This window comes from Leeuwenhoekiella sp. A2 (assembly GCF_047946655.1).
Taxonomy (GTDB): Bacteria; Bacteroidota; Bacteroidia; order Flavobacteriales; family Flavobacteriaceae; genus Leeuwenhoekiella.
Genome location: NZ_CP172311.1, coordinates 896,009 through 916,748, shown reverse-complemented (window position 1 = coordinate 916,748; position 20,740 = coordinate 896,009). Strand labels below are relative to the sequence as shown.

Below are 20,740 nucleotides of genomic sequence, written 5' to 3'. Positions count from 1 at the left end.
ATGAAAAAAATAATCCTTTCCGGCTTGTTATTAAGCCTATTTGCTTGTGGCAGCTCAGGCGAAATAAAAGAAGTTGATGCTAATGCCGCGTCTCAATCTAATGTGAATACCGTTTCAACCGCTGCAGCATCTAGCACTTCTTCATCAGCTCCATCAAGCCAACCTGTAAAGCAAATAGTGAAATCTGCAGATGTAAAAAAACATCTCACCTATCTAGCTTCAGATGAACTTCAGGGTCGTGCAACAGGAAGTGAAGGTATAGAGAAGGCTGCTGAATATATTACTAAGCAGTTTGAGAAAAGTGGTATAAAACCCTATTTTTCGACCTATAGAGACGATTTTGATGCAAAAGGCAAAAAGGGCTTCAATATCGTAGGTATGATTCCGGGAACAGACCCACAATTAAAGGATGAGTTTGTGATTATAGGAGCTCACTATGACCATATTGGTACTGCAGAAGCAGTAGATGGTGATACGATCGCAAATGGCGCTAATGACGATGCTTCTGGGACGACTGCTGTGATAGAACTAGCAAAATATTTCGCTAAAGCGAAAAATAATAAACGCAGTATGATCTTCACACTGTATGCGGGGGAAGAAATGGGCCTTCTTGGGTCAAAGCATTTAGCACAGAGATTAAAAGATGAGGGTCTGGATCTTTATACAATGTTTAATATAGAGATGATGGGTGTTCCTATGCAGAATAAGGATTTTCTGGTTTATTTGACTGGTTATAACAATTCAAATATGGCAGATAAATTCAATGAATACTCAGGTCGTAAAGTGATGGGTTTTCTGCCGCAGGCACAACAATATAATCTGTTTAAGCGCAGCGATAATTATTCCTTTTATGAAGCCTTCAAAATGCCGGCACAGACTGTGTCAAGTTTCGATTTTACAAATTTTGACTATTATCATAAAGTAGGTGATGAAGCAGATAAAATGGATTTTGAATTTATGGCAAAAGTGATCAATAATCTTATTCCGGGTGTAGAAGGTATGGTTAATAGCGCACAACAGGAAATTGAGTGGAATGAGTAAAAAGAATATTATTGTCACAGGAACCAGTAGAGGGATAGGTTATGAGTTGGTTAAAACGTTTAGTAAGCAAGGTTTTAATGTTCTCGCTCTTTCAAGAAACGCCGAGCCTATTAAGAAATTGAACCTAGCCAATGTTGTTGCCGTTCCTTTTGATATTACCTGTGAAGGTGATATACAGGATGTTGTACAGTTTGTTAAGAATAAATGGGAGTCTGTAGACATATTAATTCACAATGCCGGGGCATTACTCAATAAACCCTTTGAAGAAATTAGCTCATCAGAATTTGCAAGAATCTATGAGGTGAATGTTTTTGGGGTAGCTGCTTTAACAAGAGAGTTGTTGCCATTTTTAAAACAACATTCTCATGTCCTTGCAGTAAGCAGTATGGGTGGAATACAGGGAAGTATGAAATTTCCGGGTCTGGCCGCTTACAGCTCCAGTAAAGGTGCTGTAATTACATTATTTGAATTATTGGCAGAAGAATATAAAGAGAATAATATTGCATTTAATACGCTGGCATTAGGAGCGGTGCAAACCGAAATGCTTGAAGAAGCTTTTCCGGGTTATAAAGCCCCGTTAACGGCAGAAGAAATGGCAGATTATATAAGCGATTTTGCTTTAACCGGTAATAAATACTATAACGGAAAGGTACTTCAGGTATCAGCTTCCACACCTTAATGTATGAAGGAAGTACTTGCTAATTATATACCTAATCAAGCAGTAGAACCAATTTTTGAACTTATCAAAAATCTGGGAATCCATTTAAAGATAGTTAATGAAAGAGTGACAAGGCATGGTGATTACAGGCGTCTGCCAGATGGGGGTCACCAGATCACGGTCAACACTAATCTCAATTCTTACAGATTTCTAATAACCCTTATTCATGAAATAGCTCATCTGGTTGCTTTTAAAAAATACGGAGCCAGAATTAAGCCTCATGGGGCAGAGTGGAAGCATACTTTTCAGCAATTAATGCTGCCATTTTTAAGACCGGAAATATTTCCGTCGCAGATACTTCCATATCTTGCCAGACATTTTAAAAACCCCAAAGCCAGTAGCGACACAGATGCCAGACTTTCTTTGGCTTTAAAACAATTTGACCCGGCGAACGATAAAAACTTTATATTTGAAATACCTCAGGGTAGCCTTTTTAGAATTTATAATGGTAAGATTTTTAAAAAAGGAGCTAAACGTGTGAAGCGATTTGAATGTACTGAGACTGCTACCGGGAAAATCTATTTATTTCAACCTAACGCAGAAGTAGAACTAATCTAGAATACTAGAAGATATGACTAAAAACCAAAATTATTACGCAGTTATTATGGCTGGGGGTGTAGGCTCTCGCTTTTGGCCTTTAAGTACAATGGAATTTCCAAAACAATTTCATGATATACTGGGTGCGGGAGAAACCTTAATTCAGCGCACATTCAGTCGCATATCACAATTGGTTCCAGAAGAGAATATTCTTATTCTTACTAATGAGCGTTACAAAGGTTTAGTTAACGAGCAGATTCCACAGATTAAAGATGCTAACATTGTACTTGAGCCGGCAATGCGTAATACGGCGCCTTGTATACTGCTGGCTGCTTTAAAAATACAAAAGGTAAACCCTGATGCGGCAATGATAGTTGCACCCAGCGATCACTGGATAGAAGATGAGAAAGCTTTCGCGAAAGATTTAAAAAAGGCTTTTAAAGCGTGTAAGGCGCAAAACAAGGATGAAACAACTGACAAATTACTGGTTACTTTGGGTATTAAACCCACCTTTCCTCATACAGGATATGGTTATATAGCTTACGAAACCGGAGAAGAAAAGGTAAAACATGTATCTGCATTTACAGAAAAACCAGATTATGAGACTGCGCAGAAATTTCTGGCTCAAGGTAATTATTTATGGAATGCAGGTATTTTTATCTGGAGTGTAAAAGCAATTACAGAGGCTTTTCAAAAATATATTCCCGATATGTATGCTCTTTTTAGTAAGGGAATTGAAGTTCTAAATACTGAAAAAGAACAGGATTTTATTGATAAATTCTATCCTGATGCCGAAGATATAAGCATTGACTACGGGATTCTTGAAAAAAGCGCTAATGTAGGAGTTATACCTGCAAGTTTTGACTGGAGTGATCTGGGTGCATGGGGATCTCTTTACGATAAAATGGATAAGAATGTCGAGCTTAATGTGATAATTAATGCGCGTGTAGTAGCCTCTCACTCTTCGGGGAATTTGGTTAGAACCAAAAGGAATAAAGTAGTCGTGCTTGATGGTTTAAATGACTTTGTGGTTGTAGATAACGATGATGTGTTATTGATCATGCCTAAAAGCCAGGAACAGCAGGTTAAAAAGATGAGACAATTGGTTAAAGAGCAATATGGTCAAGATTTAGTTTAAGATATGGAGCACGATTCTTCCCCTAAAAATTCTGAAATTGAAGTAAAGGATAATATTACCAAAGACGCTCAAAGTCTGTGGCAGAATATTAAAAGCTTTCTTTCAGAATTACTTGATATCCGCAGTGATACTGATCGTGATTCTACAATTGAGGCTGTTAAAAAGGATATTCCTTTTAAAGGTCACAATGCATGGATTCTTGTATTTTCAATCTTTGTTGCATCTATTGGGCTCAATGTAAGTAGTACAGCAGTGGTGATAGGCGCTATGCTTATTTCTCCTTTAATGGGTCCTATTGTGGGGGTTGGTCTTTCTGTGGCTATTAATGATCTAGATACTTTAAAAAGATCGCTTATCAATTTATCTGTAATGGTGGTACTCAGTGTGCTTACTGCTACTATATATTTTTCTGTTTCACCGTTAACCGAATTAACACCAGAACTTGAAGCTCGTACCTATCCTACGATTTTAGATGTTTTAGTGGCGATTTTTGGTGGTCTGGCGTTGATTGTTGCTAAAACTAAAAAAGGAACTATAGCCAGTGTAATTTTTGGTGTGGCAATCGCTACGGCTTTAATGCCGCCACTCTGTACAGTTGGGTATGGCCTTGCTGTATGGGATTTCTCTTACGCCGGGGGTGCCTTATATCTTTTTTCAATTAATGCGGTATTCATAGCACTTTCTACTTTCGTTGTAGCAAAATTATTAGGTTTCCCGTTAGTTAAATATGCTAATTCTAAGCGTAGAAAACGCACGGCTCAACTTGCTTCATTAATTGCAATTATTGTTATGGTACCCAGTGTGTATCTTTTTTGGAATTTACTACAACAACAGGTATTTGAGCAGGATACCAAACAATTTGTCGAATCGATTATTCGCTATGAGGGCGCAGAGGTAGTTAAGTTTTCGCAGGATTACAAGAGTAAACAAATTGATGTTTACCTTATAGGAGCTTTAGTGCCACGGGACAAGATTCAGGAATGGTTAAGAGAACTTAAAGAATCACAAGAATTAGCAGATGTGGATCTCAAAATACATCAGGGTTCAGATCAATCTTCTGCAATGGCAGAGCAGTTAAGCAGTCAGGTAAAATCAGGTATTCTTGAAGATCTGTATGTGAATAATCAACAAGCGCTTTCTGATAAGAATTCACAAATTTTATTACTTGAAGAAGAGATAAATAAACTGCGCGCTTCTGCAATTCCTTTTGAAAATCTGAGCAAAGAAGTGAAGATAAATTATGAAGGTATTGATAGATTTGGTTTTTCAAACATCGTCAATACCGATTTTAAAAAATCTGATACAATCCCTACATTTTTGGTAAAATGGAATAAAGAAGTTGCACAAAATGACAGAGCAACTCAGCAGCGAAAATTAGGGGAGTGGCTTAAACTAAAGTATAATCTTGATACGCTTGTAGTGTCTCAGTACTAACTATTCTTCTGCACTTTCATTAAGTGATTCTCTTACTTTTTTGAAAAGGTCTGAAGAATAAACGAAGTTCGTTACATCTTCATTATCAGTTCTAAAAATCTCATCTTTAGTCCCTTCCCAGGCAAGATGTCCTTTTTGTAAGAACACAATTTTTTCACCTATCTCCATAACAGAGTTCATGTCATGAGTATTAATCATGGTCGTGATATCATACTCTTTAGTGATTTCCTGTATAAGATTATCTATTAAGGTAGCCGTACGAGGATCGAGACCTGAGTTAGGTTCATCACAAAAAAGATATTTAGGATGATTTACAATAGCTCTTGCTATTGCAACTCGTTTTTGCATTCCACCAGAAATTTCAGAAGGTAGTTTCTTATTTGCGTTAGTAAGATTTACGCGCTTTATAACTTCGTTAGCGCGATCAAGCCTTTCAGTTTTTCTTAGTTTAGTAAACATACGTAGAGGGAACATAATATTCTCTTCTACTGTCATAGAATCAAACAGGGCGCTTCCCTGAAAAACCATTCCCATTTGCTCTCTTAGCTTTCTTTGATCTTCAGGGTTAAGCTCAGAGTAAGCCTCACCATCATATAATATTTTGCCTTCAGTAGGTCTAAAAAGACCAAGCAAACATTTTAAGAATACCGTTTTACCAGATCCACTCTGCCCAATAATGAGATTAGTCTTGCCTTTCTCAAAAGTGGTGCTAATCCCTTTAAGAATCATTTCCCCGTCAAAGCCTTTCTTTAAATTCTGTACCTCTATCATTAGCTTAGGAGTAGTTGAGTTATAATATAATTAGCAAGAATAATAGCCACACTCGTCCATACGAAAGATGTGGTGCTTGCCTTACCTACTTCAAGAGCGCCGCCACGCATATAATAACCCTGATATGCAGGTATTGTAGCTAAGATCATTGCAAATACAAAGGTCTTTATAAAGGCATAAACGAGATGAAAGGGTATAAAATCGTCCTGAAGACCGCTAATAAATTGGTCGCCAGATGTAAAACCTCCATAAACACCAGCGATATAGCCCCCCATTATTCCTAAAAACATAGATATAGCTATTACAAACGGATAAAAAAGCATGGCTACAATTTTTGGCAGTACCAGGTAGTTTAGGGAATTGATACCCATAACCTCCAGAGCGTCAATTTGCTCTGTTACGCGCATGGTCCCTATACTTGAAGTAATAAAAGAACCCACTTTACCAGCCATAATTATAGATATGAACGTGGGTGCAAATTCTAAAATAATAGACTGGCGTGAAGCAAAACCTATAAGTGATTTAGGAATTAAAGGATTATCCATATTAAGCGCAGTCTGTATAGCCACAACACCGCCTACAAAAAAAGATATAAAAGCAACTATACCCAGAGATCCTATAATAAGGTCATCTATTTCTTTCAAAATCAATTGGCGCAATACAGATGACTTGGTAGGCTTGATAAAAACACCTTTAATCATTATAAAGTAAAGGCCAATGTCCTTTAGGTAACTCATAGCTTTTTTCTTAATGGCTAAAATATGAAAAATAGATGGCAAGAGTATTTAACTTTAGCTTAATCTTTTTCCCAAGAGAACTCGTACTTTTGAGCAAAGAAACAAATACCTTTATGTTACGCAGACTACTTCCCCTTGTTTTTAGCATTTTTTTAGCTATTCAAACCAATGCTCAGGTCAATTTGACGCAAACGCAAAATTCACAGGCAAAACCTAAATTGGTGGTTGGTGTTGTGATAGATCAAATGCGATATGATTATTTAAGCAGGTTTGGTGATAAATTTGGAGAAGGAGGCTTTAATCGTTTAATAAATGATGGTTACGACTGCCAGAATAATCATTATAATTATATTCCCACATATACGGGTCCCGGTCATGCTTCTATATTTACGGGAACCACGCCGGCAAATCATGGTATCATATCAAATAACTGGTATAATAAGTTTGAAAAGAAACAAGTGTATTGTGCAGAAGACAGTACGGTAGCTTCAGTAGGTACTACTGATGCTGCAGGTAAAATGTCACCGCATCGCATGAAAACCACAACGATAACAGATCAAAATCGCGTGCATACTCAAATGCGCGGTAAAACAATTGGAGTTTCTTTAAAAGATCGTGGGGCAATTCTGCCAGCGGGTCATACCGCAAATGCCGCTTATTGGTTTCATGGCAGAGATGAAGGCAGGTGGATTACCAGTACATACTACATGAAAGAACTTCCTAAATGGGTTCAGGATTTTAATGCTTCCGCGAAAGCAAAATCTTATATACGGCCGTGGGATACTTATGCAGACATAAAAACCTATACTGAAAGCGGTCCTGATCTTAACGATTTTGAAGAAGGTTTTAATGGTAAAGAAAAAGCAACTTTCCCTTATGATCTTGCAAAATTGAACAAACGTAATGGGGGTTATGATATTTTAAAATTAACTCCATTTGGTAACAGTTTAACTACAGATTTTGCGCTGGCTGCAATAGATGGGGAGCAACTGGGAACAGATGCAGATACAGATTTTCTAACAGTGAGCTACAGTGCGACTGATTATGTAGGTCACAACTTTGGTGTGAATTCTAAAGAAGTTGAAGATACTTATATACGTCTTGATCTCGAACTTAAAAAATTACTTGAAGCACTTGATGAGAAAGTGGGCAAAGGCAATTATACCTTATTTCTAACTGCAGATCACGGTGCTGTAAATGTGCCGGGTTATTTAAGCAGTCTTAAGATACCGGCAGGCTATTTTGACAGCGGCGCATTATCAACTGCAATACGTGAATTTGTCGCTTCTAAATATAATCGGGATGATCTAATAGAAGATATTTCTAACTATCAGGTGTTTTTTAGTTACACTGCACTCACTGCAAATAATATAAACGAAGAGAAGTTGGAAAAAGATATTGCAAATTTTGTACTGCAATATGATCATGTAGATAAGGTTTTTACGCGCGCGCAATTACAGGAAACTGATTATGAATATGGTACTGCTGCTTTGGTACAAAAAGGATTTAACCAGAAGAGAAGCGGTGACATTTTTATAGTTCTTGATCCTTCGTACATCAGCTATTCTGCAAAAGGTTCTACTCACGGTACTGCTTTAAGTTATGACACGCATGCGCCTTTACTGTTTTACGGTAACGGAATAAAAGCCGGTAAAACATATACCGAAACTTATGTTACAGATATCGCACCCACCATTGCAGCGCTTTTAAACATAGAATTCCCAAATGGAACAACAGGAAAAGTTCTGACTCAGGTTTTACAATAATCTTTGAAATAGAGACCTGCAAGGTTTTCAAAACCTTGTAGGTCTTGGTATTTATAATTGTTTTAAAACCTTGTAGTCTTGATCTAAATAACTGTTCAAAACCTAACAGGTGTCTTCTCTCTAAAATAATTTCTGTCTTATTTTTTTCCAGCGTAGATCGCGGATGAATTTGCCTTCATCTTCGCTAACCAAGAATGGAAGATTCTGTTTTTGTGCAAGCCGGTAGCCTTTGAGATAATCGCTCAAGAATTGCAATTTTCCCTTCTTTGAAGCCAGTTTTGCTGAAGCTATAAGGGTGAGTAAATAGCCGTAGCGCATGCGGTAAAAAGCCTCACCTTGTTTATATTTTGCTTTCGCGGAATAAGTTGCGCCCGTAGGTTTAAGGTGCTTTACATGCAGACTTTCATCAGTTTCTATTTTCCAGCCGTGATATTGCGCAAGTAGCTCATCTATCGTATCCCAGCCCATCGCTGGTTTGAGTCCGTTTATTTCTGCGAAGCATTCTTTGCGATACGCTTTTAGTGCACCGCGTATATGATCTTTATTGGTTAGACTTTCCAGAACCCAATTTCCGTTTTTCTCAATGTAACAAAAGCCACCAGCCATCCCGATTTTTGGGTCATTTTGGAAGGTTTTTGCCACTTTTTCGAGGTAATTTTCAGGAAAAATGAGGTCAGAATCGTACTTGCAGAGTATGTCGTAGTCATTTTTAAGATGTGGAAGTCCGTAATTAAAATTTTGTATCACTTTGCTTCCCGGTAAATGCATCGCTTCAGAACTGCGTGTAATAACCTCAATGAAGTGATGTTTTTCTGCGTATTCTTTAGCGATATGCGCTGTTCTGTCTGTGCTACTGTCGTCTACTAGTATAACCTGATGTGGCTGCAGCGTCTGTGCAACTAAAGAGTCGAGCGTTTTTGCTATAAAAGCTTCTTCATTGTACGCCGGTATGATTATAGAGAATTTCATTATGCTTTACGTTCTGCATAAATCATATAGTAGCGCGGTGTAAAACTGCGCAATAAAGGGCGCAATCCTAATTGTTTGGTAGGATTTGTGAATTTTTTCCGATTTTTCACTTCCCAGCCCGATTTTTCAAGAAGCCAGTCAAACTGCCAGTCTTCAAACTCGTGATAATGCCTGTCCCATTTATCTGCCTTGCTGCGATAAGCAGGAGCAAACCACAATTTAAGCGGGATGCTTGCTACAAGTTTATCTGCTTTTATAGCGCTTAGTATATTGAGTGGTGCAAGCAAATGTTCAAAAATTTCAAAAGCTGTTACAACATCAGCTTGGGTATTTGCAGCTGAGAGATCAATATCTAGGTCTTCACCTTTTGTGTTTTCTACTTGATAACCTTGAGCCTGCATGATCGCAGTAAACGGATTTTCTACCCCCAGATCAAGTATTTTAGAACCATGGGCGATATTTTCTTTTAAAAATTCTGCCGTTATTTTGTATCGTTTATTTGGGAAATTCTTTTCGTACACCAGATGCTTTTTTCGCGTAAGCGCTTATTTCGCACAAAAATAGAGAACTCTTTGCACAACCCGACAAAGGTTAAGCTTATAGTTGTGCTAATAATTGTTATCGCTGCTAGACTTAATAACGGGTAAACTTTCTTATTTTTGATTTTTATTGCTATTAATTAACCATGCCAGACCATCAACTTGACCCGCATAAATGGGTTGATAAATATTCTGATTACCTGTATAACTACACCATAGTTAGGGTGAGTGATCGTGAGGTGGCGCAAGATCTTATATCTGAAACTTTTCTTGCCGGGTTAAAATCTATGAAGAACTTTAAGGGAGAAGCCAGTGAACGCACCTGGCTTATATCTATTTTAAAGCGAAAGATAATAGATCATTACAGGAAGATCAATTCTAAAAAAGGAAAGGCAGAGGTTCATATTGATTATACAGATGACGAGTCTGAGGGCGATTGGCTAGAAGAACGCGTAGCAGATAATTACGACAGGACTGCAGAAGATGAGATGGAAAATAGTGAATTAGGTCTTGCTATTTTTGCTTGTCTTGATAAATTGCCTGAGAAACAGGCAGCAATTTTTAGGCGTAAAACGATAGATGGGCAGGATACTGAAACCATTTGTAATGAATTTAATATCACACCGTCTAATTTGTGGGTGATCATTCACAGAGCTCGAACTGCTCTCGCAGATTGCCTTGAGAAAAATTGGTTTTAATGGGAGTTAAATTATTTGTAGGTTGTAAGAAAGCAGGCTTTGTTTGTGACAAAAGTCAATATCGCGAGGCTGGTTTAAAAGAGAAGATAGGGTTGATAGTGCATTTAACCTATTGTCCCGCTTGTAGAAATTATACAAAACGCAATAATAAACTTACCAAACTACTCAATAACACTACGGTTAAAAAGATGCCCGAAGAGGATAAAAAAATACTCAGGCAACGTCTTTTAGAAGAACTTTCTAAATAATCGCATACAGCACCCACCACAAAATGGGTATTCCCTCTACCCAGAAAGAAGAAAAATACCTCGATTGTTCCTTTCGCGTAAGCAATATCACAACACTTAAAATTATGGTTATGATAAGCGTAGCATACAAATAATCATAACTAAGATTATCTTTAAAATAGGCTAGAATTACAAAACCAATGAGCAGGACTATACCTGTTAGTTTTGTTCGCACCACGCCAAGAATTTGTGGTATTGTTCCTAACTCTGCATCATCATACTTATAATCTCGTATTTCAAAAGGGATTATTAATGCGAGAACGATTAAAAATCGCTGAAAAAGCACAATAAACAGGTCCCAATCCCATAAAATCGCATGATATACTACAGGTAAATAAACTGTTGCACCAGCCCATACCGCAGCAATTACAAATATTTTAAGCGTTGGTACGCGCCTTAGATTCTTTTTTTTTGGAAAAACCGGTAATGCATAGAGTAAGGTTAGTAAACCTAAAGGGACACAGCGAAGAAGGAAATTGAACGGAAGCTTTAAGATGAAATAAACCCATGCCGCAAAACACATAAATGAGAAAATCTGAATGACCTTAAGGCTATCTGTAAGACTGCGATGGTGTAATCGTGCTACACCTGAGTATTTAACAAAGTTATAGCCGGTTATGGTGCCAAAAAAAATAAAAAGAATGAGGTTTTGTCTAACCGGTTTGTCTATTTCCTGAAGTGTAATCAAAGTCAAAGCACACACGGCCAATGCTACGTGTATACTGCTATTGATATAGAAATTAAAAAGCTTTGTAAACCACTTCATTTCACAAATGTAATTGAACCTGTTGATAAGTCTATTATTTGTTTAAAAAGTTGAAGTTTACTAAGATATAAATCAGGTGAGGTTTACTAATTTTGCGCAACTTAAATACGTTTAACAACTGCTATGAGAACAGACGTTTTTGCCCTACGCCATATAGGCCCCAGAGAAAGTGAGAAAGAAGAAATGCTGAAAGCTATCGGGGTTGAGAATATGGACCAACTTATCTATGAAACTCTTCCCGACGGAATAAAACTTAAAAAACCTTTAAATCTTGCACCAGCGCTGAGTGAGTATGAATATGCAACGCATATCAACGAACTCGCAGCTAAGAACAAAGTCTTTAAATCATATATAGGTTTAGGATATAATGAGGCAAAAATACCCGCTGTTATTCAGCGTAATATTTTAGAAAATCCAGGCTGGTATACGGCTTATACACCATATCAAGCTGAAATCGCTCAGGGTCGCCTTGAAGCTTTGCTTAATTTTCAAACCATGGTGAGTGACCTTACCGGGATGGAACTTGCAAATGCTTCTTTATTAGATGAAGCTACAGCAGCTGCAGAAGCGATGACTTTAATTGCTGCATTACGCGATAGAAATCAGAAGAAAAATAATGTGGTAAAATTCTTCGTCTCAGAAGAAGTATTGCCACAAACTATCTCGTTGCTAAAGACCAGGTCTATTCCTGTTGGTATCGAACTCATAATTGGCAATCACGAGGATTTTGATTTCTCTAATGAATTTTTTGGAGCGTTAGTTCAATATCCTTCAGCTAGCGGGCAAGTTTACGATTACAGTAATTTTATAGCTAAAGCGAAAGAAGCCAATATTAAAATCGCTGTAGCGGCAGATATTTTAAGCCTTGTAGCACTAGAATCTCCCGGAAAATTAGGAGCAGATGTGGTTGTTGGTACAACGCAGCGTTTCGGTATCCCCTTAGGTTATGGCGGTCCACATGCGGCATTTTTCGCTACGCGAGATGAATATAAAAGAAATATTCCCGGCAGAATTATCGGTGTAACAAAAGATATGAATGGCAATCGTGCTTTGCGTATGGCGCTACAAACCAGGGAGCAGCACATAAAGCGTGATAAGGCGACTTCAAATATTTGCACCGCTCAGGTTTTACTGGCTGTAATGGCCGGTATGTATGCGGTTTATCACGGTCCTGATGGTTTGCGCTACATCGCAAATAAAGTGCACAAGACTGCGGTTACTCTGGCTGATGCTTTAGAAAAACTAGGCTTTTACCAGTCAAATACGGCTTTTTTCGACACAATATCGGTCAAAGCTGATGTAAGTAAAATTGCCGCTATTGCGAAAGAAAATCAGATCAACTTTCATTATCCCGATACTGAAACGGTAACAATTTCGGTAAACGAAACTACAAGTCTTGAAGACTTAAACAAAATTGTATTCGTTTTCGCGGAAGCTTTAAATAAAGAATTCACGAGAGTAGACAGATTGTTAGATCAAACTTCTATTCCAGAAAATTTACAGCGGCAGACTGATTTCATGACGAATGCCGTCTTTAATTCTTATCATTCTGAAACTGAATTGATGCGCTACATCAAAAAACTGGAGCGTAAAGATCTATCATTAAATCACAGCATGATCTCGCTGGGATCGTGCACAATGAAACTAAATGCAGCAGCAGAAATGTTGCCATTGAGTGACCCACGTTGGGGAAATATCCATCCTTTCGCTCCTGTTGACCAAGCAGAAGGTTATCAAATTGTACTTAATAAACTAGAAGAGCAGCTTACAGAAATCACAGGTTTTGCAGCGACTTCACTTCAGCCTAATTCTGGTGCGCAGGGAGAATATGCCGGTCTTATGGTGATTCGTGCATATCATGAAAGCAGGGGAGAAGGACATCGTAATATTTGTTTGATACCTTCATCGGCTCACGGTACAAATCCGGCGAGTGCTGTAATGGCGGGAATGGATGTTGTGGTTACTAAAGCAAATGAAAAAGGGAATATTGACGTAGAAGATCTACGTGAAAAAACAGAAAAATATAAAGATAATCTGGCTGCCTTAATGGTGACATACCCATCAACGCACGGCGTTTATGAAAGTGCCATTCAGGAAATTACCGGAATCATTCATGATAACGGCGGGCAAGTTTATATGGATGGCGCGAACATGAATGCGCAGGTTGGTTTAACCAATCCGGGAAATATTGGCGCAGATGTTTGTCATTTAAATTTACATAAAACCTTTGCTATTCCGCATGGTGGTGGCGGTCCTGGTGTTGGGCCTATTTGTGTGGCAGAACAATTGGTTCCATTTTTACCGGGTAATCCTGTAATTAAAACCGGTGGAAAAGAAGCAATAACTGCAATTTCTGCAGCGCCTTGGGGTTCTTCTTTGGTTTGCCTAATTTCTTATGCTTACATTAAAATGCTGGGAGCAGAAGGATTAAAACAATCAACAGAAGCTGCTATTCTCAATGCAAATTACATTAAAGAACGTTTAACCGGAGCTTTTGATGTCTTATATACAGGTGAAAAAGGTCGGGCTGCACATGAAATGATAATTGATTGCAGACCTTTTAAAGCAAACGGAATTGAAGTGGGTGATATCGCTAAACGCCTTATGGATTATGGTTTTCACTCACCTACAGTTTCATTTCCTGTAGCTGGTACTATGATGATCGAGCCTACAGAAAGTGAAAGCAAAGCAGAATTAGATCGTTTTTGCGATGCTATGCTCTCCATTAAAAAAGAGATAGATAATGTATCTGCTGAAGAACCAAATAACGTCCTAAAGAATGCACCACACACCATGATGATGCTTACAGCAAATACATGGGATTTCCCTTACAGCAGGGAGCAGGCTGCATTTCCTTTAGAATACGTAGCAGATAACAAATTCTGGCCAACTGTACGTCGCGTTGATGATGCCTTTGGCGATCGTAATCTTATCTGTACCTGCGCGCCAATTGAGGAATATATGGAAGCTTGATAAACTGAAAGACCTGCAAGGTTTCCAAAACCTTGTAGGTCTAATATTTACTTTTAGTTAAAAGCGTAATTTGTGCTTTTAATTTGATTTTCTACGTCATTAGCTTAAAAATCGTCCGGGTAATCCAGTTTTCTTTTTGATTTACAATTTTCTCCAGCATAGTATCTGCTTTAGAAACGACCTCAAATAATTCTTTGGTCTTTTCTTTAAAATAGCGTTCTTCTTTTGAAGAGTCTGAGTTAAATGACTGCACATTTTCAAGTACCTCAAGGGTTGGTTTTAACTCACGTTTTCGGCGTTCAATAGCCACTTTTCTGGCAAGTTGAACAATATCCTGTTCGGCTTTAAAATACTCACGTCGTTCCCCATATTTATATTCTTTAAAAATGAGTCCCCAATCAATTAACGCTCTTAAGTTCATACTTGCGCTACCGCGCGAAATATGCAGTTCTTCCATAATTTCTTCCATAGAAAGGGAATCTGGAGCTACCATTAAAAGCGCGTGTATTTGAGCCATAGTTTTATTAATGCCCCAATTGGCACCTAGTTCGCCCCAAGTTTTTAAAAACTGTTCTTTAGCTTCTGTAAATTCCATGCTTAAATATATGAACTTTCAATTTTAATTGAAAGTTTCACGTATCTTCTCGATAAAAATTACTTTCCGCTCTCGCTTCATGCAGTTCACTCGAAGTGACATAAATCCAGTTTTCAGTTCGAGTGCTTCGACCGGTAGGGAGAAGTGTATTGAGAACTAGACTGTGAAATGGACAAAAACTATCTTTACTCCATGAAAGTTTTAATCATAGGCCAGGTTTGGCCAGAACCCACGTCTTCTGCGGCTGGAAACAGAATGATGCAGCTCATAGAGCTTTTTCAAAGTGAGAATTGGGAAGTGCATTTTGCGAGTGCTTCGGTTAAAGGAGAAGCAGCTGCAGACTTTGGGATTTTAGGAATTGTTGAACATACAATAGCGCTTAATAATTCCAGTTTTGATGCTTTCGCGAAAGCGTTGCAGCCTGATATCGTTATGTTTGATCGGTTTATGGTCGAAGAGCAATTTGGCTGGCGCATTGCCGAAAATTGTCCTGATGCCTTGCGAATTCTTGATACTGAAGATTTGCATGGATTACGAAAAGGAAGAGAAGCCGCTTTAAAACAAAATGTATCATTTACTGAAGAATTTCTGGTGAATGATTATGCAAAACGGGAGATAGCCAGTATTTATAGATGCGATCTTTCGTTAATTATTTCCGAAGTGGAATTGGATTATCTAAAGAACTTCTTTCATGTGCCGGAAGCGCTGTTACTTTACCTTCCATTTATGGTGGAAAAACTGACTGAAACAAGTAAAAATCGGTGGAAAACCTATGAAAATCGGCAGGATTTTATGACGATAGGTAACTTTCGCCATGAGCCTAATTGGCAAAGTGCACGCTATCTAAAAGAAGCAATTTGGCCAATGATCAAAAAGGAATTACCTGATGCTCAACTAAAAATTTACGGTTCTTATCCTTCTCAAAAAGTCATGCAATTACATAATCCACAAGAGGGATTTTATATTATGGGTAAAGCTGAAAATGCTTTTGAAGTAATAGGTGATTCGCGCGTTCTTCTGGCTCCTTTGCGCACCGGTGCCGGCCTTAAAGGTAAATTGCTTGAAGCTATGCAATGTGGTACTCCGGCTGTAACTACAAGCATTGGTGCCGAGGGCATGAACGGAAATCTTCCTTTTAATGGTGAAATAATTGATGATCCAGACCTATTTGCTGAGCGGGCTGTCAATCTCTATAGAGATATAGAAAAATGGCAAAAAGCACAGAAAAATGGCATTGAAATCATAAATACCCGTTTTTTAAAACAACACTGGTTTCCTATTGCAAAACAGCGATTTGCTCATGTTCTGGCTAATTTACAAAAGCACCGTCTGCATAATTTCACAGGAGCGATGCTGCAACATCACTCTCTGCAGTCAACAAAGTTTATGAGCCGGTGGATTGAAGAAAAAAATAAGTAATGATGTTGTGAGAACCTGAAACCAGTTCAGGGTGACCTACTGAGTTCAAATTTCGCTTTTAGCGAAAATAAGAAAGGTTATTTTCATTCATCAAAATAACACACTTTATTGGTGCAACAATAGTCGATATTGTTATGCGTATAACGAGTAGAAACTTCAACTTAAAAAAAAACATATGTGGCTACGCACCAGTTGTGAATTGACTTTTAATATTGAAGTGCCCACGCCATTTATTTTTATGTTACGCCCTCGCAGTGGAACCCAGCAATGGGTTGCGCGAGAAGAATATAAAGTTTTGCCTAATATCCCGGCATTTGAGTTTACAGATGGTTATGGTAATCTTTGTCAGCGTCTCATCGCCCCTCCCGGAATTTTTACAATAAGTACAAATGCAGATATAAAAACATCAGAATTTATTGATGTATCGCCTGGGGCTCCTTTTGTAGAAATTCAAAACCTGCCAGATTCTGTGCTAAGCTATCTTTTGCCCAGCCGCTATTGTGAGTCAGATCGTTTTGGCGATCTTGCGACATCTATCACCTTGGGCTATTTACCGGGCTATGATCAGGTTTCAGCTATTGAAGCCTGGTTGCTTCATAACATCACTTACATTCCTGGGAGCAGTGCTTTTCCCATTTCGGCTGTTGAGGTTAACCAAATGCAATCTGGTGTATGTCGTGATCTTGCACATTTGGGTATTGCACTGTGTCGCAGCCTTAGTATTCCGGCGCGTATGGTTGTGGGTTACCTTCATAATCTAAATCCTATGGATATGCATGCCTGGTTTGAAGCTTACGTAGGCGGAAGATGGTACACCTTTGATGCTACTCAGCAAGGAATAAAAGGAGGTTATGTAGCATTAGGTTATGGTCGTGATGCTGCAGATGTAGCGGTTTACAATCAGTTTGGTCCTGCGGTGCACTCAACAACTCAGATGGTTTGGGTAGAGCGGATAAATGGAGATTTTTAAGCTTTAGGCGAAACGCGTGTTTCTTCTACTAATTTTAATCGTGACCACACAGCGCCCAGAGCGGCAAGCCATAAATAAGCACCGGCAAAAATCAATATACATTTTAAAGCGTCAATAAAATTGAAATCCCGAAATACAGGCAACGGATTTGCAACAGCCAATGCCACAGCAATAAAAATAGCTCCAAAAATTCGGTTGATTAGTTTATGCTGATGCACTGCACCACAATTCTTACAGCTTACATTTTTATAGTTTCTAATAAAGCTTTTTAGAACAGGGAAGAATTTAAATTTAGTACCGCAATTTTTACAGGAATCCATAAATTTTAATCTTGATTAAAGGTATTGTAAATTTCCAGGTCAAAGACACCAGCAGTCAAGATTTCATCTTGCTTGAGGATTATATCCATTTCGTATTGTGTGTATTTTTCTTTACTTTCCGAATAAATTTTGGAAGCCTCAAAGTATTCTGTTGTAAACACTAATTCTTTGGTTTCTGATTTTCTGTATCCACTTATTACAGGAACAAGTTTTAAGAAATTTGTTTCTTGAGGAGGTGGTATCTTATCAGTAAAGCCTACATATACCTTGTTATTTTTGAGTGTAACCTGGATCAAAATTTTATCAGTTGCCGACTGTTTAAAAAGTTGTTCTATTTCATCTCCTACGTCGTCTACGGCTTTTTCCACAGGCTTCTTCCACGAAAAATAATTCTTCTTTTTGTAAATGTAATTTAAGAGATAAACGCTAATAAGCACTAAGAGAAATCCGGAAATAGAAGTCCATAATAATTCTTCTTCTCGTATCGGGAGTTTGTAAAGTTGCCGGTAGAGAAACGGAATTATACTGGGAAATAACCACCCAATAATTATCCGTATAGAATAAAAAATCAAGTACGAGATGATTCCCGCAATTACGGAATGTAAAAGAAGTATTTGAGAGCTAAGTCTTTGATATTTGTATTTGAAATATATGTATTTACTGATGATTATATAGCCGCTTATAAGAGGGAATATCCAAAGATTATACGGCATATACGTTCAATTATGCTGGCTTCTTTTGAAGATTCTGATCTTTTTTAACTAATCCTGCTTTAGAAATATTTTTAATAATTTTTTGAACTTTTTCATCTGAGAAAAAAACTTTATGATCAATATACATGGCACCTCTGTAATCTTCCCTAACCCCTGTATCTTTACCTTCTTTGTAAATTTTACGCTCGTAATTGCCCATAATAGTTCGTTTTAGTCCTTTTAAATATAAGACAAATTTTGTTCCAATACTAATTTTGAATTACCTCTACTCAATCAATCCAGCTCGTTTTAGCAACGCTTCTGGATTGGGTTCCTGTCCGCGGAAGCGTTTGTACAAAACCATCGGGTCTTCGGTTCCGCCTTGAGAAAGTACATTTTCTTTGAACTTTTGGGCGGTTTTGGCATCAAAAATGCCATTTTCTTTAAAGTAGGCAAAAGCATCAGCATCCAGGACTTCGGCCCATTTATATGAATAATACCCTGAAGAATATCCGCCTTGAAAAATATGGGAAAATGAAGTACTCATACAATTTTCTGCAACATCGGGATACAACTGCGTATTCGCAAAAGCAGCCGTTTCATGCGCCTTGACGTTAGTAATGCCCGCAGGATCTGCAGCATGCCATGACATGTCAAGAATACCAAAACTTAACTGTCGCAGAGTTTGCATACCTTCCTGAAAGTTGGCTGCTTTTTTGATCTTATCAATCAATTCCTGCGGAATCACTTCCCCGGTTTCATAATGTTTAGCAAAAAGCGCTAAGGCTTCCGGCTCATAACACCAATTCTCCAGCACCTGACTAGGCAATTCTACAAAATCCCAATACACAGAAGTTCCTGAAATACTTGGATAAGTTGTATTGGCCAGCATCCCGTGTAAAGCATGGCCAAACTCATGAAACAAAGTAGTTACTTCGTTAAAAGTAAGCAGTGAAGGTTTGCTTTTGGTAGCCCCATCGACACGGCTCAGGACAGGTTTCGTAAAGTTGCATACAATAGAAATATGCGGGCGCTCATTGACACCATCTTTTACCATCTGACTTTTATAAGAAGTCATCCATGCGCCACCGCGTTTTCCGGGGCGTGGGTGAAAATCAGCATAGAATAGCGAAACGAGTTCACCGGCTTCATTATAAACGCGATATGTTTTTACATCAGGATGATATTTTTCAACATCAAAAACTTCTTTAAAGTTGAGTTTATAAAGTTTCTCAGCAACGGTAAAAACGCCGTCTATTACATTTTCTAGTTTAAAATAAGGCTTAAGCTGCTCGTCATCAAGATCAAATAATTTTTGCTTTAACTTTTCTGAATAATAAGCGCTGTCCCATTTTTGTAGTTGGTCAATACCGTCTAATTCTTTTGCGAAATTTTCCAATTGTGAAAACTCACTTTCTGCGGCCGGTTTTGCTTTTTCAAGCAATTCCTGAAGAAAACGATCTACGTTCTCCGGCGTTTTTGCCATGCGCTCTTCTAGCACAAAATGAGCGTGCGATTTATAACCTAAAAGTTGGGCGCGCTCGTACCGAAGTTTTGCGATTTTAAGCACATTTTCCTGATTATCGAGCTTATCACCATGAAAACCTTTAGCACCAAAAGCAATGGATAGCTCTTTGCGCAATTCACGATTCTGCGCATACTTCATAAAAGGAATATAGCTTGGGTATTCTAAAGTAAAGATCCAGCCTTCTTTTTCCTTTTCTTCAGCTGTGTGCGCAGCCATTTCTTTTACACTATCAGGCAAACCGGCAAGGTCGCTTTCGTTTGTGATATGAAGTTCGTACTTATTAGTTTCGGTGAGCACATTTTCACCGTAAGTCAACTTTAGTTTTGCTAGCTCAGTATCTATTTCGCGCAAGCGGGCTTTTTTATCTTCAGGTAAATTGGCGCCATTACGGGCAAAACCTTTGTATTTTTTTTCGAGCAATGTTTTCTGCTCGGTTGTTAAATCAAGATTTTCACGATTATCATAAACGAGTTTAACACGCTTAAAAAGCTGCTCATTAAGTGTAATATCGTTAGAAAAGGCAGATAATTGAGGCGAAACCTCTTGGGCAATTTTTTGAATTTCTTCGTTAGTTTCGGCGCTGTTGATGTTGAAAAAAATGCTCGTCACACGCTCCAGTTGGTTACCAGAATAATCAAGCGCTTCTATCGTGTTTTCAAAAGTCGCAGGCTCAGGCAGATTAGTAATGACATCAATCTCTTTGCGGGCTTCTGCGATCGCAGCTTCAATGGCCGGTTTGTAATCTGAAACCTGTATTTGTGAAAAAGGAGCCTCGTTAAAAGGCTGCAGTAAACTATTTTCTGTAGTACTTAATTTCTCTTGCATATTCATTCTTCTTATTT

General features: G+C 38.2%; 21 protein-coding genes. 11 read left to right on the top strand and 10 right to left on the bottom strand.

Annotated elements, in window-relative coordinates; genetic code table 11:
- From ACH3PA_RS04120 to ACH3PA_RS04100, 5 genes are read left to right on the top strand one after another with little or no spacing between them, the layout of a single operon-like run.
- Entirely contained in the window at positions 1–1,041 is a 1,041-nt protein-coding gene (locus ACH3PA_RS04120; RefSeq protein ID WP_416440074.1) for a M28 family metallopeptidase, read from the top strand.
- Complete coding sequence (locus tag ACH3PA_RS04115) at positions 1,034–1,720, top strand: SDR family NAD(P)-dependent oxidoreductase (RefSeq protein ID WP_416440077.1); 687 nt, start codon at positions 1,034–1,036, stop codon at positions 1,718–1,720. The genes ACH3PA_RS04120 and ACH3PA_RS04115 overlap by 8 nt, the downstream gene beginning before the upstream one ends.
- A 3-nt stretch (positions 1,721–1,723) precedes the next feature.
- Complete coding sequence (locus ACH3PA_RS04110; RefSeq protein WP_416440079.1) at positions 1,724–2,317, top strand: SprT-like domain-containing protein; 594 nt, start codon at positions 1,724–1,726, stop codon at positions 2,315–2,317.
- A 13-nt stretch (positions 2,318–2,330) separates the two neighbouring features.
- A complete protein-coding gene (locus ACH3PA_RS04105; protein ID WP_416440081.1) occupies positions 2,331–3,434 on the top strand; it encodes a mannose-1-phosphate guanylyltransferase in 1,104 nt (367 codons plus the stop codon).
- Between the two features lie 3 nt (positions 3,435–3,437).
- On the top strand, positions 3,438–4,868 hold the full coding sequence (locus ACH3PA_RS04100; RefSeq protein WP_416440083.1) for a DUF389 domain-containing protein: 1,431 nt from the start codon (positions 3,438–3,440) through the stop codon (positions 4,866–4,868).
- On the opposite strand, the gene ACH3PA_RS04095 is transcribed toward ACH3PA_RS04100, so the two are convergent.
- Positions 4,869–5,639 (bottom strand): ABC transporter ATP-binding protein, encoded by a 771-nt coding sequence (locus ACH3PA_RS04095; RefSeq protein ID WP_416440085.1) that lies wholly within the window; start codon positions 5,637–5,639, stop codon positions 4,869–4,871.
- Positions 5,639–6,376, bottom strand: coding sequence for an MlaE family ABC transporter permease (locus tag ACH3PA_RS04090; RefSeq protein WP_416440087.1), 738 nt, complete (start codon positions 6,374–6,376; stop codon positions 5,639–5,641). The genes ACH3PA_RS04095 and ACH3PA_RS04090 overlap by 1 nt, the downstream gene beginning before the upstream one ends.
- 113 nt (positions 6,377–6,489) lie before the next feature.
- On the opposite strand from ACH3PA_RS04090, the gene pafA reads away from it, so the two are divergent.
- Positions 6,490–8,142 (top strand): alkaline phosphatase PafA, encoded by a 1,653-nt coding sequence (gene pafA / locus ACH3PA_RS04085; RefSeq protein WP_416446667.1) that lies wholly within the window; start codon positions 6,490–6,492, stop codon positions 8,140–8,142.
- Positions 8,143–8,262: 120 nt separating this feature from the next.
- On the opposite strand, the gene ACH3PA_RS04080 is transcribed toward pafA, so the two are convergent.
- Positions 8,263–9,111 (bottom strand): glycosyltransferase, encoded by an 849-nt coding sequence (locus ACH3PA_RS04080; protein ID WP_416440089.1) that lies wholly within the window; start codon positions 9,109–9,111, stop codon positions 8,263–8,265.
- Positions 9,111–9,632 (bottom strand): methyltransferase, encoded by a 522-nt coding sequence (locus tag ACH3PA_RS04075; protein ID WP_416440091.1) that lies wholly within the window; start codon positions 9,630–9,632, stop codon positions 9,111–9,113. The genes ACH3PA_RS04080 and ACH3PA_RS04075 overlap by 1 nt, the downstream gene beginning before the upstream one ends.
- Positions 9,633–9,796: 164 nt before the next feature.
- Here ACH3PA_RS04075 and ACH3PA_RS04070 point away from each other — a divergent pair, with 164 nt between their 5' ends.
- Both ACH3PA_RS04070 and ACH3PA_RS04065 read left to right on the top strand, forming a co-directional pair.
- Positions 9,797–10,348, top strand: a complete 552-nt coding sequence (locus ACH3PA_RS04070; RefSeq protein WP_416440093.1) for a sigma-70 family RNA polymerase sigma factor — start codon at positions 9,797–9,799, stop codon at positions 10,346–10,348.
- On the top strand, positions 10,348–10,596 hold the full coding sequence (locus ACH3PA_RS04065; RefSeq protein ID WP_416440095.1) for a hypothetical protein: 249 nt from the start codon (positions 10,348–10,350) through the stop codon (positions 10,594–10,596). Before ACH3PA_RS04070 ends, ACH3PA_RS04065 begins: the two co-directional genes overlap by 1 nt.
- Here the strand turns inward: ACH3PA_RS04065 and ACH3PA_RS04060 are convergent.
- Positions 10,589–11,401: a hypothetical protein gene (locus tag ACH3PA_RS04060; RefSeq protein WP_416440097.1), complete on the bottom strand. Its 813-nt coding sequence runs from the start codon at positions 11,399–11,401 to the stop codon at positions 10,589–10,591. The two genes, ACH3PA_RS04065 and ACH3PA_RS04060, sit on opposite strands and share 8 nt — an antisense overlap.
- Positions 11,402–11,524: 123 nt before the next feature.
- On the opposite strand from ACH3PA_RS04060, the gene gcvP reads away from it, so the two are divergent.
- On the top strand, positions 11,525–14,374 hold the full coding sequence (gene gcvP, locus ACH3PA_RS04055) for an aminomethyl-transferring glycine dehydrogenase (RefSeq protein WP_416440099.1): 2,850 nt from the start codon (positions 11,525–11,527) through the stop codon (positions 14,372–14,374).
- Positions 14,375–14,465: 91 nt separating this feature from the next.
- Here gcvP and ACH3PA_RS04050 read toward each other — a convergent pair whose 3' ends face one another.
- Positions 14,466–14,969: a GbsR/MarR family transcriptional regulator gene (locus tag ACH3PA_RS04050; protein ID WP_416440101.1), complete on the bottom strand. Its 504-nt coding sequence runs from the start codon at positions 14,967–14,969 to the stop codon at positions 14,466–14,468.
- Positions 14,970–15,161: 192 nt separating this feature from the next.
- Here ACH3PA_RS04050 and ACH3PA_RS04045 point away from each other — a divergent pair, with 192 nt between their 5' ends.
- Both ACH3PA_RS04045 and ACH3PA_RS04040 read left to right on the top strand, forming a co-directional pair.
- On the top strand, positions 15,162–16,388 hold the full coding sequence (locus ACH3PA_RS04045) for a glycosyltransferase family 4 protein (RefSeq protein ID WP_416440103.1): 1,227 nt from the start codon (positions 15,162–15,164) through the stop codon (positions 16,386–16,388).
- Positions 16,389–16,563: 175 nt separating this feature from the next.
- The gene (locus ACH3PA_RS04040) at positions 16,564–17,358 is read left to right on the top strand and encodes a transglutaminase-like domain-containing protein (RefSeq protein ID WP_416440105.1); all 795 of its coding nucleotides are present in this window, start codon (positions 16,564–16,566) and stop codon (positions 17,356–17,358) included.
- On the opposite strand, the gene ACH3PA_RS04035 is transcribed toward ACH3PA_RS04040, so the two are convergent.
- The 4 genes from ACH3PA_RS04035 to ACH3PA_RS04020 form a co-directional block, all read right to left on the bottom strand.
- The gene (locus tag ACH3PA_RS04035; protein ID WP_416440107.1) at positions 17,355–17,678 is read right to left on the bottom strand and encodes a hypothetical protein; all 324 of its coding nucleotides are present in this window, start codon (positions 17,676–17,678) and stop codon (positions 17,355–17,357) included. The genes ACH3PA_RS04040 and ACH3PA_RS04035 overlap by 4 nt on opposite strands.
- A 5-nt stretch (positions 17,679–17,683) precedes the next feature.
- On the bottom strand, positions 17,684–18,046 hold the full coding sequence (locus tag ACH3PA_RS04030; RefSeq protein WP_416448433.1) for a hypothetical protein: 363 nt from the start codon (positions 18,044–18,046) through the stop codon (positions 17,684–17,686).
- Between the two features lie 355 nt (positions 18,047–18,401).
- Entirely contained in the window at positions 18,402–18,590 is a 189-nt protein-coding gene (locus ACH3PA_RS04025) for a hypothetical protein (RefSeq protein WP_416448432.1), read from the bottom strand.
- Between the two features lie 66 nt (positions 18,591–18,656).
- On the bottom strand, positions 18,657–20,723 hold the full coding sequence (locus tag ACH3PA_RS04020) for a M3 family metallopeptidase (RefSeq protein ID WP_416448431.1): 2,067 nt from the start codon (positions 20,721–20,723) through the stop codon (positions 18,657–18,659).
- Between the last annotated feature and the right edge of the window lie 17 nt (positions 20,724–20,740).